Origin of the sequence: Caulobacter radicis, from assembly GCF_003094615.1 — a bacterium.
In the GTDB taxonomy this organism is placed as follows: domain Bacteria; phylum Pseudomonadota; class Alphaproteobacteria; order Caulobacterales; family Caulobacteraceae; genus Caulobacter; species Caulobacter radicis.
On sequence record NZ_QDKO01000041.1, the window covers coordinates 67,093 to 81,254 of the forward strand.

Consider the following 14,162-nt stretch of genomic DNA (forward strand, 5'->3'; position numbering starts at 1 on the left):
TCCGCAAAACCCCTTATGCGGCCGCCCGGATTTGCCTGTTATCGGGCTTGGGCTTAAGCCGATCCCATGACGCAACAAGCCGACACCCTTTCCGATCTCGACGCCCAGAAGGCCCGCGCCCGGGCCTGGTTCGAGAGCCTGCGCGACCAGATCTGCGCCGCCTTCGAGACCCTGGAGGACGAGGCGCCGGCCGAACTCTACGGCGACCAGCCAGGCCGCTTCGAGCTGAAGCCCTGGGACCGGCCGGCCGGCGGCGGCGGGGTGATGGGCATGATGCGCGGGCGCCTGTTCGAGAAGGTCGGGGTGCACGTCTCCACCGTGTTCGGGACCTTCCCGCCGGAAATGGCCAAGACCATGCCGGGCGCCGCCGAGGATCCGCGCTTCTTCGCCACCGGCATCAGCCTGATCGCGCACATGACCAATCCGCGCGTGCCGGCCGTGCACATGAACACCCGCTTCATCGCCACCACCAAGGGCTGGTTCGGCGGCGGCGGCGACCTGACGCCGCTTCTGGGCTACCAGCGCAGCCAGGACTTCCCCGACGCGATCGACTTCCACGCCGCCTACAAGCGGGCCTGCGACAAGCACGATCCTGACTGGTACGCCAAGTACAAGGCCTGGTGCGACGAATACTTCTTCCTGCCCCACCGCAACGAGCCGCGCGGCGTCGGCGGCATCTTCTACGACCATCACGACAGCGGCGACTGGTCCAAGGACTTCGAGTTTACGCAAGACGTCGGCCGGGCCTTCCTCGAGATCTATCCGACCCTGGTGCGCCGCCGCATGAACGAGGCCTGGAGCGCCGACGAGCGCGAACAGCAGCTGATCCAGCGCGGCCGCTACGTCGAGTTCAACCTGCTCTACGACCGCGGCACGATGTTCGGCCTCAAGACCGGCGGCAACACCGAGTCGATCCTCAGCTCCATGCCCCCCGAGGTGAAGTGGCCTTGAGGCGATAGCTCCTCCCCCGTGAAACGGGGGAGGGGGACCACGAAGTGGTGGAGGGGGCGGGGCCAGGCGCAGAGGTCTGTCGATCGCCCTATTCGCGAACGTCGTTATCCCAAGGTTGCGCCGCCTGGCTTTTCAGCCTTAGCTTGACCGCATGGCTCTCCTGCTCGCCCTCGCCCTGTCCACAGCCTTCGTCGCGCCGCGCGAGGTCGAGCTGTTTCATGAGAGCGTCCTCGCCGAGATCGGCCATCACGAGAGGCTTCGCAGCCGATCCGTGGAGGTCGAGTGGTATCGGGCGGCCGGCGGCGACCGCAGCCGGCTGCACGTCGCCGACTTCAAGTGCGACCAGCCCGTGGGCCGTCGCACGTGCCAGTTCACGCTGATCCGCGACGGCGGGCCGGTAGAGCTGCGCGGCGAGACGGTCGCCGACCGGCTGAGCTGCTCGGCGCGGTTCCAGCGCAATCTCCGTGGCGGCTCCCCGGCCTGGCTCGTCGAGCGCAGGCTGCGCGTGCCGCGCGGCTCGTTCACGGGCACGACCCTGCGCTGCGAGGCTCCCTAAACCGCCAGGCACACCACCTGGGCCACGCGCAGGTCGCGGCGCAGGCCGTCGGCGATGCGGCCGTAGTTGTCGGTGGTGATCGCCTCGCCCGGGGCGAACTCGGGGACGTTGGCGTCGCCGCCACGGCGGGGCGTGCGGGCGATCAGGGTGCGCAGGCTTTCGGGCGCGGTGGTGTAGATGCGGCCGCGACGCGGCGACTCCGCCACCGTCACGCCGATCACCCGGCCGGCGCTGTCCAGGGCGGGGGCGCCGGAAAGGCCCGCAAGCGTGCCCTTCAGGTTGTCGGTGCGGCCGACCTCGGCCCAGACCAGGACGGGTTCGGTGCGGGCCCCGCGTCCGTGGATCACCAGGTTCTCGCGGCCGATCAGGCGCGAGGCCACCTCGCCGGCGTGGCCCTGGGGATAGCCGGGGTGGAAGGCCCGCATGCCCTTGCGCGGATCGGCCAGGTTGACCGGCATGGCCGGGGCGCCGCCCTCGGTGGTCAGTATGGCCGCGTCGAAGCGCGGGTCGATGGTCACCCGGGCGGCCACGCCGCGTCCGTCGGCGACCAGGATGGCGGCTTGCTTGCAGCCGTCGACCACGTGGCGAGCGGTCAGCCAGACGCCGTTCTGCCCCACCGAGAAGGCCGTGCCCGAGGCCGGCTCCTGCTTGTCGGGCACCTGCACCACGATCGACGGGTCGAAGGGCGAGGCCGGGCCCAGCGGCACGCCTTCCTCGCCGGGCACCGGCGGCGGCGGCGGAGGCGCGTCGGCGCGCTCCTCGCGGCCGACGGCGACCACCAGCAGGGCGGCGACCACGGCGCCGTAGACCAGCCAGTCTGGAAGCTTGGGGAAATGCACGCGCCCCGCTCCGCCCGTTCCTTTGCCCTCAGCCCGCCACGCCGGAGGCGATGATGATGGCGGTGGCCAGCTTTGCGCCGACCAGCAGGGCGGCGGCCGAGACCTCGCCCTCGTTGATCCGCTCGGGCAGGCCCTTGAGCATCATGTCGGTCAGGCGGAAGACCAGCAGCTGCAGCGCCAGGGTGGCCACGCCCCACAGCAGGATCTCGATCACCGAGGTCGAGGCCGCCAGCGAGGCGGCCAGCGGAATGGCCAGGCCCGTCAGCACCCCGCCCAGCGACAGCGCCGCCGCCGCGTTGCCCTCGCGGATCAGCTTGATCTCGCGATGCGGGGTCAGGAGGATGTAGATCGCCGCCCCGGCGACCAGCATGGCCATGGTCACGCCCACATGGGTCAGGGTCGTCAGCAGGCCGTTGGCGAAGGCCTGGATCTCGGGCGACTGGATCTGAGGCATGTTTACGCGACCCCCTGGGACTAGAGGGGCAAGCTCTAACACGGGTTGGCGAGACTTGCGTAGGGGGCTCGCGTGGCGAGCGTCGAACCCTCTCTCTTTGAGAGAGGGAGGGGCCCGCCGCGCAGCGGTGGGAGGGTGAGAGGTTTCACCGTCGGCCTGTTCAGGCCGTCATCCCGGGTGGAGCGCAGCAGAGACCCGGAACCCAGGGGCGGCCGACGTAGCGCTTGCAACAGCGAACCTGACCGCCCAGCCCGGTCCCCTAGGTCCCGGATAAGCCCTGCGGGCTTTCCGGGATGACGAGGGTAGGGTGTTCTAATGGGAGAGGGCGTACCCTCTCACCCTCCCATGGCTTCGCCATGGGCCCCTCCCTCTCTCCATGAGAGAGGGAAATTAAGCCGCGTCGTCGGCGTCGTCTTCCAGCATGCCGGCCATGGCCGCCATCGACAGCTTGCGCAGGGCGCTGGCGCGGACCTTCTCGCTTTCGCTCTTCAGCTGGCCGCAGGCGGCGAGAATGTCGCGGCCGCGCGGGGTGCGGATCGGCGAGGAGTAGCCGGCCTTGTTGAGGATCGCGGCGAAGGTCTCGATCGCGCCCCAGTCCGAGCACTCGTACTGGCTGCCCGGCCAGGGGTTGAACGGGATCAGGTTGATCTTGGCGGGGATGCCCTTGATCAGCTTGACCAGCGCGCGGGCCTCGTCGGGGCTGTCGTTGACGCCCTTCAGCATCACGTACTCGAAGGTCACCCGGCGGGCGTTGGACAGGCCCGGATAGGCGCGGATGCCCTCCATCAGCTGGGCGATCGGGTACTTCTTGTTCAGCGGCACCAGCACGTCGCGCAGGTCGTCGTTGGTGGCGTGCAGGCTGATGGCCAGCATGGCCTGGGTCGTATTGCCCAGCTTCTCCAGCATCGGCACGACGCCCGAGGTCGACACCGTGATCCGGCGACGCGAGATGCCGATGCCCTCGTTGTCGCTGATGATCTCGATGGCGTCCGACACCTGGCCCAGATTGTAGAGCGGCTCGCCCATGCCCATGAACACGATGTTGCTCAGCAGGCGGTCTTCCTTGTCCGACGGCCATTCGGCCAGGTCGTCCTTGGCGATCTGCACCTGGGCGACGATCTCGGCCGTCGTCAGGTTGCGCACCAGCGGCTGGGTGCCGGTGTGGCAGAAGCTGCAGTTCAGCGTGCAGCCGACCTGGCTGGAGACGCACAGGGCGCCCACACGACCCACCGACGGAATGTAGACCGTCTCGACCTCGATGCCCGGGGCCATGCGGATCAGCCACTTGCGGGTGCCGTCCTTGGAGACCTGGCGCTCGACCACCTCGGGGCGGGAGATGGTGAAGGTCTCGGCCAGCCGCGCGCGGGTTTCCTTGGCCACGTCGCTCATCTGGGCGAAGTCGGTCACGCCGCGGTGGTGGATCCAGCGGAACACCTGGGTGGCGCGCATCTTGGCCTTGCCGTGCTCGACCACGCCGCTCTCGGTCAGGGCGGCGATCAGCTGCGGGCGGGTCAGGCCCGACAGGTTGACGGGCGGCTTGGCCGCGTCGGCCTTTTCAGCGGGCGCAACGCGGGACAGGTCGAGGGTGACGCTCAAGGGGCGGTCCGGGAAATTCGAGGAATGTGCGGGGTCGAGGCGGGGATATAGCAGATGTGGGCCGGTTTTCCAAAAAGGCGGTTGGTCGCGCCCGGCGAGCCCGCTCCATGGAGATCCTCCCCCCGTGGGGGAGGTGTCCGCGAAGCGGACGGAGGGGGGAGTGGCTGCGAAATCGGCCACTGCCTCGAAAGCTGAAAACAGCCCCCCTCCGGCCCTCCGGGCCACCTCCCCCACAGGGGGAGGATCTTGAGCGCTGGCCTCGCCAATCCCCCCATCTCCCGCTAAACCGCGCCCATGCCGTTCACCGCCACCGTCATGACCATGTTCCCCGAGGCCTTTCCCGGCCCGCTCGGCGTCTCGATGATCGGGACCGCCTGGAAGGAGGTCGACCTGTGGCGATTGGAAACACTGGACATTCGCGCCTTTTCCAAGGATAAGCGCGGCTTCCTCGACGACACCCCCGCGGGTGGCGGCGCGGGAGCCGTACTCAAAGCGGACGTCATCGCCTCTGCGCTCGACAGCGTGGACATCGGCGGGCGGCCGCTTTTGTACATGAGCGCCCGGGGCAGGCCCCTGACCCAGGCGCGCGTTCGTGAATGGTCCAAGGCGCCCGGTATCGTGGTGCTGTGCGGCCGCTTCGAGGGGGTGGACCAGCGGGTGCTCGACGCCCGCGGGTTCGAGGAGGTCTCCGTCGGAGACGCGGTTCTCGCCGGTGGCGAGGCGGCGGCGATGGTGGTGATCGAGGCGTGCGTTCGACTGGCCCCGGGTGTGCTGGGGAACATCGAGAGCACGCTGGAAGAAAGCTTCGAGGACGGTCTCCTCGAGCATCCGCAGTACACGAGACCGCGGACGTTCGAAGGGCTCGACATCCCCGAGGTGCTGCTGTCGGGCGACCACAAGAAGGTCGACCAGTGGCGGCGCAGTATGCGTGAAGAAACGACCCGCGAGCGGCGTCCAGATCTCTGGGAAGCGCATCTCGCCAATCAACAGGCAAAAGGCGGCCCGAAAACGGGTAAGCCCAAGGAGAAATGATCATGGCGATCAACATCATCGCTCAGCTCGAGCAAGAAGAATCGGCCCGTCTGCTGGCCGTCCGCGCGATCCCGGAATTCCGTCCCGGCGACACCCTGCGCGTCAACGTGAAGATCAAGGAAGGCGAGCGCGAGCGCGTTCAGGCCTACGAAGGCGTCTGCATCGCCCGCCAGGGCACGGGCGTCCACGAGAGCTTCACGGTCCGCAAGATCTCGTTCGGCGAAGGCGTGGAGCGTCTGTTCCCGCTGCTCTCGCCGAGCATCGAAAGCATCGAAGTCAAGCGTCGCGGCGTCGTCCGTCGCGCCAAGCTGTACTACCTGCGCGACCGTCGCGGTAAGTCGGCCCGTATCGCCGAGCGCGTCAACGTCCGCAAGGACGCCGAATAAGCAGCTCGCTCGCTACGGCGAAGTGTTCGAAGGCCCCGGCGGAAACGCCGGGGCCTTTTGCTTTTGCGGTTGCCTCCTCGCCAGGGTCGCGTGCAATCCTGGGCTGAGCTTCGGGGGAGGGGACCATGCGGCGCATGACGAAGGGGGCCGGCCTGCTGGCGGTCGCTGTTCTGGCCACGGCCGGGGCGCCGGTGACGCTTCCCGACCTGCCCAAGACCAGGGACGAGCCCGAGCTCCTGGCGCCCAACGGCCGGCGCGGGATGGAGGTCGACCTCAACGAGATCCGCATCTTCTTCGCCGGCGGTTACGACGGCGCCTGGATCCGCCGCTCGAACATGAACCTCGTCCGGGCGATCCACGGCATGACCTTCTACAAGGTGGGCGGCCGGCTTTATGTCGACCGCGACGGCGACCACATCGTCGACGCCGGCGCCTTCTACGTGCCCAAGACCGGTCTGGTGATCGCCGACTGGAACTGCGACGGCCGGGGCGACCAGATCCTGCTCAGCATGCGGCCCGCGCCCAAGGGAACCTGGGAGGGCCTGCTCAAGCGCGTCCGCGAGGAGGATGGCAAGGCCACCGCCCGCTGAACGGCCAAGCTTTGTGCATAAGCACGCATCTTGACGGATCGTCGTTCTGTGGCATGATGATTTCACCCTCGCTGTTCAGACACGGCGGGCTTCCAGACCGTCTCCTTTCTAGTGGACGGCCCTCTTCAGGCGGAGCCATCGGCCCCTGGAGTGTACAAACGATGCCAGGGCGCGCCGACAGGTCACTACGACCGGCGCGCCCTTAGTCGTTAGAGGTTGCGTTCAATGGTCCTCGTCCTGCCGGGATGGGGACCAAGGCGACGGTCGCGTTCCCGCCTTCAGGACAGGCTTCGGGGCAAGAAATGTGCGCCTGGACGTTGTTTCCGCGTCCCCTCGGGGCAGGATCGATCGCTGCGTGGCGGTCACACAGCGGATTTTCGGCGTTTCATCGCTTTACGCGCCCGCCCATCGGGCCTAGATGCGGATCGCTATGACCCGCGCAACAAAGACCCTCTACGACAAGATCTGGGACGCCCACGTCGTCAACGAAACCGACGGCGAGGCCATCCTCTACATCGACCTGCACCTGATCCACGAGGTGACGACGCCGCAGGCCTTCGCCGGCCTTCGCGCCGCGCGTCGCCCCGTGCGCCGGCCCGACCGCACGCTCGCCGTGGCCGATCACAACGTGCCGACCGAGAACCAGGCCGCCGGCGTCGACGCCGTGGCGGACGAGGAGGCGCGCCTCCAGCTCCAGACGCTGGGTCGCAACGTCGCCGACAACGGGATCGAGTATTTCCCGATGGGCGACATCCGCAACGGCATCGTCCACGTGGTGGGTCCCGAGCAGGGCCGCACCCAGCCGGGCATGACCATTGTCTGCGGCGACAGCCACACCTCGACCCACGGCGCCTTCGGGGCCCTGGCCCACGGCATCGGCACCTCGGAAGTCGAGCACGTGCTGGCCACCCAGACCCTGCGCCAGAAGAAGGCCAAGAACATGCTGGTCCGCGTCGACGGCCAGCTGGGTCCGGGCGTGACCGCCAAGGACATCGCCCTGGCGGTGATCGGCGAGATCGGCACGGCCGGCGGCACCGGCTACGTCATCGAATACGCCGGCGAGGCCGTGCGCGGCCTGACGATGGAGGGCCGCATGACCCTCTGCAACCTGACCATCGAGGGCGGCGCCAAGGCCGGCCTGGTCGCGCCGGACGAAACCACCTTCGCCTATGTCCAGGGCAAGCCCGCCGCGCCGAAGGGCGCGGCCTGGGACATGGCCGTCAGCCACTGGAAGACCTTCTTCTCGGACGACGGCGCCGTCTTCGACCGCACCGTCGTCATCGACGGGGCCGCGCTCGTGCCGATGGTCACCTGGGGCACCTCCCCCGAGGACGTCGTGCCGATCACCGGCAACGTCCCCGAGCCGGAAAGCTTCGCCACCGCCGACAAGCGCGCCGCCGCTCACCGGGCCCTGGACTATATGGGCCTGACCGCCGGCCAGCCGATCTCGGAAGCCAAGATCGACCGCGTCTTCATCGGCTCGTGCACCAACAGCCGCATCGAGGACATGCGCGCCGCCGCCGCCGTGGTGCAGGAAGCCTTCCTGCACGGCCGCATGGTGGCGCCGCACGTCAAGGCGATGGTCGTGCCGGGCTCGGGCCTCGTCAAGGAACAGGCCGAGTCCGAAGGCCTGGACGCCATCTTCAAGGCCGCCGGCTTCGACTGGCGCGAGCCGGGCTGCTCGATGTGCCTGGGGATGAACCCCGACCGCCTGGAGCCGGGCGAGCGCTGCGCCTCGACCAGCAACCGCAACTTCGAGGGCCGCCAGGGCCGCGGCGGCCGCACGCACCTCGTCTCGCCCGCCATGGCGGCGGCGGCGGCGATCGCCGGTCACCTGGTCGACGTGCGAACCCTGCTGTCGTGATCGCCGGCCAATGGCGTTGACGGGATCCTCGCTGGCTCTGCCGCTCGTCCTGCCCCGTCAGGCGCGGGTGGAGACGACGACCGACTTCGTCCGCGAGCGGCGCGAGCGGGGACGGCCGACGCAGCGCAATGGATTCCAGGCGCGCCACGAGAACCTCATCAGGGCGCGGGACGACGGCTACCGGGTCTCGCGCAGGACGCTGGCGTTCCGCGAAGTTTCCACCGATGCGGCGCCCAGCGGCGTTCGCGTCGCGATGGACGCGGCGTCCGCCTGCGACCTGAGCTACGTCGCCGACCGTAACCTCACGCCCAAGAGCGTCGAGAACTGGCAGGGCGGCGTCTCCTCGGCGATCACCGCCCAGCTGGCGCAGGCCGGCAAGGCCGCGGGGCTGCGGGACGACGTGCTGGTCGCGCCGATGACGCTGTGGGCGCAGACCTCGGCCGCCGACGCCGTCCATGTCGTCCTCGCGGGCGAACTGCGCCTGGCCGCGCCGGTCGGAGCCGTGTTCGAGGATGGCGAGGCGATCGAGACCCAGGAGCCGGCGGCGTTCGCCTTCGGCGGCCATGCGGTCGCCGGCCGGACCGTGCTTTCCCTGGAGCGCGTCGACGAGGCGCGCGGCGTCGCCGTGCTGAACTATCGGCGCGAGGCCGACCCGGCGTCGACGCAGGCGGCCATCGATGGGCTGGTCTGGGAGATCAACCTGGCCGAGGCGCTCAAGCCCGAGGAGCGTGCGGCCCTGCAGTTCGAGGACACGATGGTCTGCCGCTACGAGGTCGACCTGAAGACCGGCCTTGCGACCAAGGCCGAGTGCGAGCGCACCACGCGCGAAACCGATTTTCCCTGGTACGAGGTCATCGCCGTCACCGAGCGCTGGTCCATCGTCCAGACGCTGACGCCCGGAGACGGGTCATGAGCGCGGTCGTCGCCCTGGCGATGCTGGCCTCGACCTTCTCGGCGCCGCTGAACCTGCCCCCGTCGGCGCGGGTGGAGGTGACCGTCGAGCAGTCGAGCCAGGAGCCGCGCATCATGCTCGAGAACGACGGCGGGCAGGGCTACGACCAGACCTCGTCGTCGGCGCGCTACGAGAGCCTCATCGAGCGCCAGGGCGAGGGCTACCGCGTCACGCGGACCTTGCTCGAGCGCAGGCCGCCGGACGGGACCTCACGGCTTCAGGCGGTGACGGACGCGCCGCCGCGCCTGGTCTATGCCGCCGACCGCGACCTCAAGCCGCTGCGCATCGAGGAGTGGTCCCGGTTCGTCAGCGACATGCGCGCGGCCCTGAAGGGCGCTGTCCGTAGCGACATGGACCGCCAGTACGTGGCCATGGCGACGTCGGCGCTGTCGAAGATGCCGCCGGAGGACGCCGCCCACGGCTTTCTGGAAGCCGAGATGGAGCTGGCCGCGCCGATCAACGCCGTGTTCGTCGGCGGCGCGCCGGTGACCAGCCAGGAGGTGTTTCCGTCCGCGTCGGGCCAGGACGTCAAGATCCCCGTCGTGCTGACGCTGGAGCGCGTGGACGAGGCGCGCGGCGTGGCCGTGCTGCGCCGGGTCCAGACGTTCGACGCCAAGGCCATGGACGCGCTGCTGGCCCAGGTCCAGGACGTCGTCAAGGAGAGGCTCGGCCCGACGCTCACCACGCCCGAAGAGGTCAAGGTGAAGGTCGAGAGCTCCGAGACCTGCCTCTACGAGATCGGCCTGAAGACGGGTTTGCCGACCCGGGCCGAGTGCGAGCATAAGACCGTGACGACGCCGCCGGCGCCCCACGAACCCACCACCCGTACCGATCGCTGGGTCATCACCCAGATCCTGAAAAACTGAGGAGAGGCGCGAAGATGCAAGCCTTCACCCGTCTCGACGGCCGCGCGGCGCCGCTGTCGCTGGCCAATATCGACACCGACCAGATCATTCCCAAGCAGTTCCTCAAGACCGTCGAGCGCGAGGGCCTGGGCAAGGGCCTGTTCTTCGACTTCCGCTTCGATCCGGCCGGGAACGAGATCGCCGACTTCGTGCTCAACCGCCCCGAATACAAGGGCTCGTCGGTGCTGATCGCCGGCGACAATTTCGGCTGCGGCTCCTCGCGCGAGCACGCCCCCTGGGCCCTGATGGACTTCGGGATCATGTGCGTGATCTCGACCAGCTTCGCCGACATCTTCAACAACAACTGCTTCAACAACGGCCTCTTGCCCGTGGTGCTGGCGGCCGACGAGGTCGCCGTCCTGATGGACGAGGCCAAGGGCGGCAACCACATGGTCAGCGTCGACCTGGAAGCCCAGACGGTGGTCTCGCCCTCGGGCAAGACCTTCAGCTTCCAGATCGATCCGGTGCGCAAGGCCAAGATGCTCAAAGGCCTGGACGCCATCGGCGAGACCCTGCAGCACGCCACCGACATCGACGTCTTCGAAAGCAAGCGCGCCATCGGCCAGCCCTGGCTGGAAAACTGAGGCGCGCTCCCTCCCCCTTGATGGGGGAGGGCCGGGGTGGGGGTGACTGCGGCGGCTCGGTTCGCGCTACATCCTGACAGGCTTCCACCCCCATCCCCGACCCTTCCCCCATCGAGGGGGAAGGGGGAGAACTCCATATGACCCTGATCCTCGCCGGTTCCATCCGCATCGCGCCCGAGCGCCTCGACGACCTACGTCCGCACCTGGCCGCCCAGATGGCCGGGACGCGCGGCGAGCCGGGCTGCCTGGACTACGCGCTCACCGAGGATACGCTCGAGCCGGGGCTGATCCGGGTTTTCGAGCACTTCACCGACGAAGCGGCCTTGGCCTTCCACCGCGCTTCGCCGCATATGGCCGCGTGGCGCGCGGCCTGCGCAGAGCTTGGCGTATACGAGCGCCGCATGTCCTCCTTCGACGTTTCCGCCTATCGCGAGATCTGAAATGGCTACGCTTCTCCTGCTCCCCGGCGACGGCATCGGTCCGGAAGTCTGCGCGGAGGTGCGCCGCGTGGCGGCCGCCCTCGTGCCCAGCCTGGTGGTCGAGGAAGCCATCTACGGCGGCGCCAGCTACGACGCCCACGGCACGCCGCTGACCGACGAGGTCCGTGATCGCGCCCTGGCCAGCGACGCGGTGCTGATGGGCGCCGTCGGCGGTCCCAAGTGGGCGGACGCCCCGCGCCACCTGCGCCCGGAAGCCGGCCTGCTGAACCTGCGCAAGGCGATGAACGTCTACGCCAACCTGCGCCCGGCCTACTGCTTCGAGGCCCTGGCCGGCGCCTCCAGCCTGAAGACCGAGCTGGTCTCGGGCCTGGACATCATGTTCGTGCGCGAGCTGGTCGGCGGCGTCTATTTCGGCGAGCCGCGCGGCATCGACGTGCTGCCCGACGGCCAGAAGAAGGGCTACGACACCGCCCTCTACACCACCAGCGAGATCGAGCGCGCCGGGCGCGTGGCCTTCGAGCTGGCCCGCGGCCGCAAGAACAAGGTCCACTCGGCCGAGAAGTCGAACGTCATGGAATCGGGCCTGCTGTGGAAGCAGGTGATCACCGACCTGCACGCTCGCGAGTATCCGGACGTCGAGCTGGAGCACATCCTGGCCGACAACTGCGCCATGCAGCTGGTGCGCGCCCCCAAGCAGTTCGACGTCATCGTCACCGACAACCTGTTCGGCGACATCCTGTCGGACGCGGCGGCCATGCTGACCGGCTCGCTGGGCATGCTGCCCTCGGCCGCCATCGGCGATCCCAACAAGCCGGGCCTTTACGAGCCGATCCACGGCTCGGCCCCCGACATCGCCGGCAAGGGCCTCGCCAATCCGCTGGCCGCCATCCTGTCGTTCGAGATGGCCCTGCGCTGGTCTCTGAAGGAAGTCGAAGCCGCCGATCGCCTGCTGGCCGCGGTCAAGGGCGCCCTCGATTCGGGTGCGCGCACCCGTGATCTGGGAGGTGAACTGTCTACTGTTCAGATGGGTGATGCGGTATTGTGTCGCATCTGAATAAGTAGAATAGCGCCGTTATTTCGGCGTTTTACAATTTCTGCTTAAGTTTTTTCGCCCAGTTCCTGCACTCATCAAATGATAAGTCGGGACCTGGGCGAAATGCGTTTCAACGACCTGAAGATATCGGCGAAGCTGGGGATCGCGTTCAGCGCCCTGATCATCGCCTTCGTGGTGTCCTCGGCGGTGGTGTTCACCAGCCTGCAGCGCATCGAGGAAGCCTCGGTCTCCAACCAGCGCAGTCTCTCCCTGGCCACCGAGGCCGAGGTGATGATGACCCTGGTGCTCGAGCAGCAGAACGCCCTGCGCGCCTACGCCCTGCTCGGCGACGCCGACTTCGCCAAGACCTACACGGAAAGCGTCGACCAGTTCGACAAGGCCCTCGACGCCTTCGAGGGCAAGACCACGGTTCCCGAACAGAAGGCCCGCATCCAGCGCCTGCGCGGCGCGATGGGCGAGTGGCGCAAGACCATCGCCGAGCCGGCCCAGGCCGCCATGGCCAACGACCCGGTCATGGGCCGCATCGCCGCCGGCGAGCTGATGGGCCGCAAGAGCCTCAACGACATCCGCGCCATCCAGGACGAGCTGACGGCCGCCGCCAGCGAGCGCGTCGCCCTGCGCGCCAAGGAAATGAAGCAGGCCATGGACATGGCCATCCTGTCGCTGGTGATCGGCGGCGTCGCCGCCCTGGTCATCGCCGGCCTGATGGGCTGGATGCTGTCGGGCACCATCGGCGCCTCGGTCGCCGCCATGACCGCCGCCATGCGCCGCCTGGCCTCGGGCGACAACACCATCGAGGTCCCCGCCGTCGGCCGCAAGGACGAGGTCGGCCAGATGGCCCAGGCCGTGCTGAGCTTCAAGGACGCCGCCATCCACAAGCTGCGCCTGGAAGACGAGGCCGTCGAGCAGCGCCGCCTGACCGAGGCCGAGCGCGCCCGCGTCGAGGCCGACAAGGCCCGCAAGGCCCAGGAAGACGCCGTCGCCGTGTCGGCCCTGGCCGAGGCCCTCGGCCACCTGTCGAACGGCGACCTGACCTTCCGCATCACCGCCGCCTTCGCCCCCGACGCCGAGCAGCTGAAGACCGACTTCAACGCCGCCGCCGCCCGCCTGGAAGAGGCCATGCGCGGCATCAACGGCGCCGCCGGCGGCATCCGCGCCGGTTCGGAAGAGATCGCCCAGGCCTCCGACGACCTGTCGCGTCGCACCGAGCAGCAGGCCGCCAGCCTGGAAGAGACCGCCGCGGCCCTCGACCAGATCACCGCCACGGTCCGCAAGACCGCCTCGGGCGCCAAGGAGGTCTCGAGCCTCGTGGCCGGCGCCCGCACCGGCGCCGAGCGCTCGGGCCGCATCGTCGACCAGGCGGTCGGCGCCATGGCCAGCATCGAGCAGTCCTCGGGCCAGATCGGCAACATCATCGGCGTGATCGACGAGATCGCCTTCCAGACCAACCTCCTGGCCCTCAACGCCGGCGTCGAAGCCGCCCGGGCCGGCGACGCCGGCAAGGGCTTCGCGGTCGTCGCGCAAGAAGTGCGGGCTCTCGCCCAGCGCTCGGCCGAAGCGGCCAAGGAGATCAAGGGCCTGATCTCGACCTCGACCCAGCAGGTCGAGGCCGGCGTCTCCCTGGTCGGCCAGACCGGCGAGGCCCTGCGCGCCATCGTCGACCAGGTGGCCAGCATCGACGCCCTGGTCGGCGAGATCGCCGCCAGCGCCCAGGAGCAGTCCACCGGCCTGCACCAGGTCAATGTCGCGGTGAACCAGATGGACCAGGTCGTCCAGCAGAACGCCGCCATGGTCGAGGAAGCAACCGCCGCCACCCATTCGCTGAAGGGCGAAGCGGGCGAGCTGGCCGTGCAGGTCGGCCGCTTCAAGGTCGCCGGCGCCGCCATGGCCGCCTCGGCGCCCCGGGCCGCCACCCCGGCCTCGCGCCCGGCCGCCAGCCCCGCCCGCGCCGCCCAGGCC

At 69.0% G+C, this 14,162-nt stretch carries 16 protein-coding genes and 1 pseudogene; 13 read left to right on the forward strand and 4 right to left on the reverse strand.

Features of this window, described 5'->3' with window-relative positions; genetic code table 11:
* Nucleotides 1-66 precede the first annotated feature (66 nt).
* Nucleotides 67-951, forward strand: a complete 885-nt coding sequence (gene hemF / locus DDF62_RS21900) for an oxygen-dependent coproporphyrinogen oxidase (protein ID WP_116491069.1) — start codon at nucleotides 67-69, stop codon at nucleotides 949-951.
* 88 nt (nucleotides 952-1,039) lie between these two features.
* On the opposite strand, the gene DDF62_RS25750 is transcribed toward hemF, so the two are convergent.
* Nucleotides 1,040-1,198 carry a hypothetical protein gene (locus DDF62_RS25750; protein ID WP_165832333.1) on the reverse strand — a complete coding sequence of 53 codons (159 nt, stop codon included), beginning with the start codon at nucleotides 1,196-1,198 and terminating at the stop codon, nucleotides 1,040-1,042.
* A gap of 24 nt (nucleotides 1,199-1,222) precedes the next feature.
* Between DDF62_RS25750 and DDF62_RS21905 the strand changes: the two genes are divergently transcribed.
* Nucleotides 1,223-1,507: a hypothetical protein gene (locus DDF62_RS21905; protein ID WP_133244965.1), complete on the forward strand. Its 285-nt coding sequence runs from the start codon at nucleotides 1,223-1,225 to the stop codon at nucleotides 1,505-1,507.
* Here the strand turns inward: DDF62_RS21905 and DDF62_RS21910 are convergent.
* Complete coding sequence (locus DDF62_RS21910; protein WP_116491071.1) at nucleotides 1,504-2,346, reverse strand: S1 family peptidase; 843 nt, start codon at nucleotides 2,344-2,346, stop codon at nucleotides 1,504-1,506. The two genes, DDF62_RS21905 and DDF62_RS21910, sit on opposite strands and share 4 nt — an antisense overlap.
* Before the next feature lie 28 nt (nucleotides 2,347-2,374).
* On the reverse strand, nucleotides 2,375-2,800 hold the full coding sequence (locus DDF62_RS21915; RefSeq protein ID WP_116491072.1) for a DUF350 domain-containing protein: 426 nt from the start codon (nucleotides 2,798-2,800) through the stop codon (nucleotides 2,375-2,377).
* Nucleotides 2,801-2,951: 151 nt separating this feature from the next.
* On the opposite strand from DDF62_RS21915, the pseudogene DDF62_RS26790 reads away from it, so the two are divergent.
* Nucleotides 2,952-3,074, forward strand: a pseudogene (locus DDF62_RS26790) (hypothetical protein); the annotation flags it as partial.
* A 116-nt stretch (nucleotides 3,075-3,190) separates the two neighbouring features.
* Here DDF62_RS26790 and rlmN read toward each other — a convergent pair.
* Nucleotides 3,191-4,396, reverse strand: a complete 1,206-nt coding sequence (gene rlmN / locus DDF62_RS21920) for a dual-specificity RNA methyltransferase RlmN (protein WP_116491073.1) — start codon at nucleotides 4,394-4,396, stop codon at nucleotides 3,191-3,193.
* A gap of 294 nt (nucleotides 4,397-4,690) precedes the next feature.
* Between rlmN and trmD the strand changes: the two genes are divergently transcribed.
* The 10 genes from trmD to DDF62_RS21970 form a co-directional block, all read left to right on the forward strand.
* Nucleotides 4,691-5,428: a tRNA (guanosine(37)-N1)-methyltransferase TrmD gene (trmD, locus tag DDF62_RS21925; protein ID WP_116491074.1), complete on the forward strand. Its 738-nt coding sequence runs from the start codon at nucleotides 4,691-4,693 to the stop codon at nucleotides 5,426-5,428.
* 2 nt (nucleotides 5,429-5,430) lie between these two features.
* Nucleotides 5,431-5,814 carry a 50S ribosomal protein L19 gene (gene rplS / locus DDF62_RS21930; RefSeq protein WP_109100148.1) on the forward strand — a complete coding sequence of 128 codons (384 nt, stop codon included), beginning with the start codon at nucleotides 5,431-5,433 and terminating at the stop codon, nucleotides 5,812-5,814.
* Between the two features lie 125 nt (nucleotides 5,815-5,939).
* Nucleotides 5,940-6,404, forward strand: coding sequence for a hypothetical protein (locus tag DDF62_RS21935; protein ID WP_116491075.1), 465 nt, complete (start codon nucleotides 5,940-5,942; stop codon nucleotides 6,402-6,404).
* A gap of 430 nt (nucleotides 6,405-6,834) precedes the next feature.
* The gene (leuC, locus tag DDF62_RS21940; RefSeq protein WP_116491076.1) at nucleotides 6,835-8,268 is read left to right on the forward strand and encodes a 3-isopropylmalate dehydratase large subunit; all 1,434 of its coding nucleotides are present in this window, start codon (nucleotides 6,835-6,837) and stop codon (nucleotides 8,266-8,268) included.
* Between the two features lie 10 nt (nucleotides 8,269-8,278).
* On the forward strand, nucleotides 8,279-9,181 hold the full coding sequence (locus DDF62_RS21945; RefSeq protein ID WP_133244966.1) for a hypothetical protein: 903 nt from the start codon (nucleotides 8,279-8,281) through the stop codon (nucleotides 9,179-9,181).
* Nucleotides 9,178-10,086 carry a hypothetical protein gene (locus tag DDF62_RS21950; protein WP_116491078.1) on the forward strand — a complete coding sequence of 303 codons (909 nt, stop codon included), beginning with the start codon at nucleotides 9,178-9,180 and terminating at the stop codon, nucleotides 10,084-10,086. Before DDF62_RS21945 ends, DDF62_RS21950 begins: the two co-directional genes overlap by 4 nt.
* 14 nt (nucleotides 10,087-10,100) lie before the next feature.
* Entirely contained in the window at nucleotides 10,101-10,709 is a 609-nt protein-coding gene (gene leuD / locus DDF62_RS21955; RefSeq protein WP_116491079.1) for a 3-isopropylmalate dehydratase small subunit, read from the forward strand.
* Nucleotides 10,710-10,846: 137 nt separating this feature from the next.
* On the forward strand, nucleotides 10,847-11,149 hold the full coding sequence (locus DDF62_RS21960; protein ID WP_116491080.1) for a putative quinol monooxygenase: 303 nt from the start codon (nucleotides 10,847-10,849) through the stop codon (nucleotides 11,147-11,149).
* 1 nt (nucleotide 11,150) lies between these two features.
* Nucleotides 11,151-12,203, forward strand: coding sequence for a 3-isopropylmalate dehydrogenase (leuB, locus tag DDF62_RS21965; RefSeq protein WP_116491081.1), 1,053 nt, complete (start codon nucleotides 11,151-11,153; stop codon nucleotides 12,201-12,203).
* 102 nt (nucleotides 12,204-12,305) lie between these two features.
* The coding region (locus DDF62_RS21970; RefSeq protein WP_116491082.1) for a methyl-accepting chemotaxis protein at nucleotides 12,306-14,162 on the forward strand (1,857 nt) is incomplete at its 3' end.

Coding starts and splice junctions, on each gene's coding strand:
- leuB (WP_116491081.1), top strand. CDS start 11,151: ATGGCTACGCTTCTCCTGCTCCCCGGCGACGGCATCGGTCCGGAAGTC.
- DDF62_RS21915 (WP_116491072.1), bottom strand. CDS start 2,800: ATGCCTCAGATCCAGTCGCCCGAGATCCAGGCCTTCGCCAACGGCCTG.
- DDF62_RS21950 (WP_116491078.1), top strand. CDS start 9,178: ATGAGCGCGGTCGTCGCCCTGGCGATGCTGGCCTCGACCTTCTCGGCG.
- DDF62_RS25750 (WP_165832333.1), bottom strand. CDS start 1,198: ATGGCCGATCTCGGCGAGGACGCTCTCATGAAACAGCTCGACCTCGCG.
- rplS (WP_109100148.1), top strand. CDS start 5,431: ATGGCGATCAACATCATCGCTCAGCTCGAGCAAGAAGAATCGGCCCGT.
- trmD (WP_116491074.1), top strand. CDS start 4,691: ATGCCGTTCACCGCCACCGTCATGACCATGTTCCCCGAGGCCTTTCCC.
- leuC (WP_116491076.1), top strand. CDS start 6,835: ATGACCCGCGCAACAAAGACCCTCTACGACAAGATCTGGGACGCCCAC.
- DDF62_RS21960 (WP_116491080.1), top strand. CDS start 10,847: ATGACCCTGATCCTCGCCGGTTCCATCCGCATCGCGCCCGAGCGCCTC.
- hemF (WP_116491069.1), top strand. CDS start 67: ATGACGCAACAAGCCGACACCCTTTCCGATCTCGACGCCCAGAAGGCC.
- DDF62_RS21945 (WP_133244966.1), top strand. CDS start 8,279: ATGGCGTTGACGGGATCCTCGCTGGCTCTGCCGCTCGTCCTGCCCCGT.
- leuD (WP_116491079.1), top strand. CDS start 10,101: ATGCAAGCCTTCACCCGTCTCGACGGCCGCGCGGCGCCGCTGTCGCTG.
- DDF62_RS21935 (WP_116491075.1), top strand. CDS start 5,940: ATGCGGCGCATGACGAAGGGGGCCGGCCTGCTGGCGGTCGCTGTTCTG.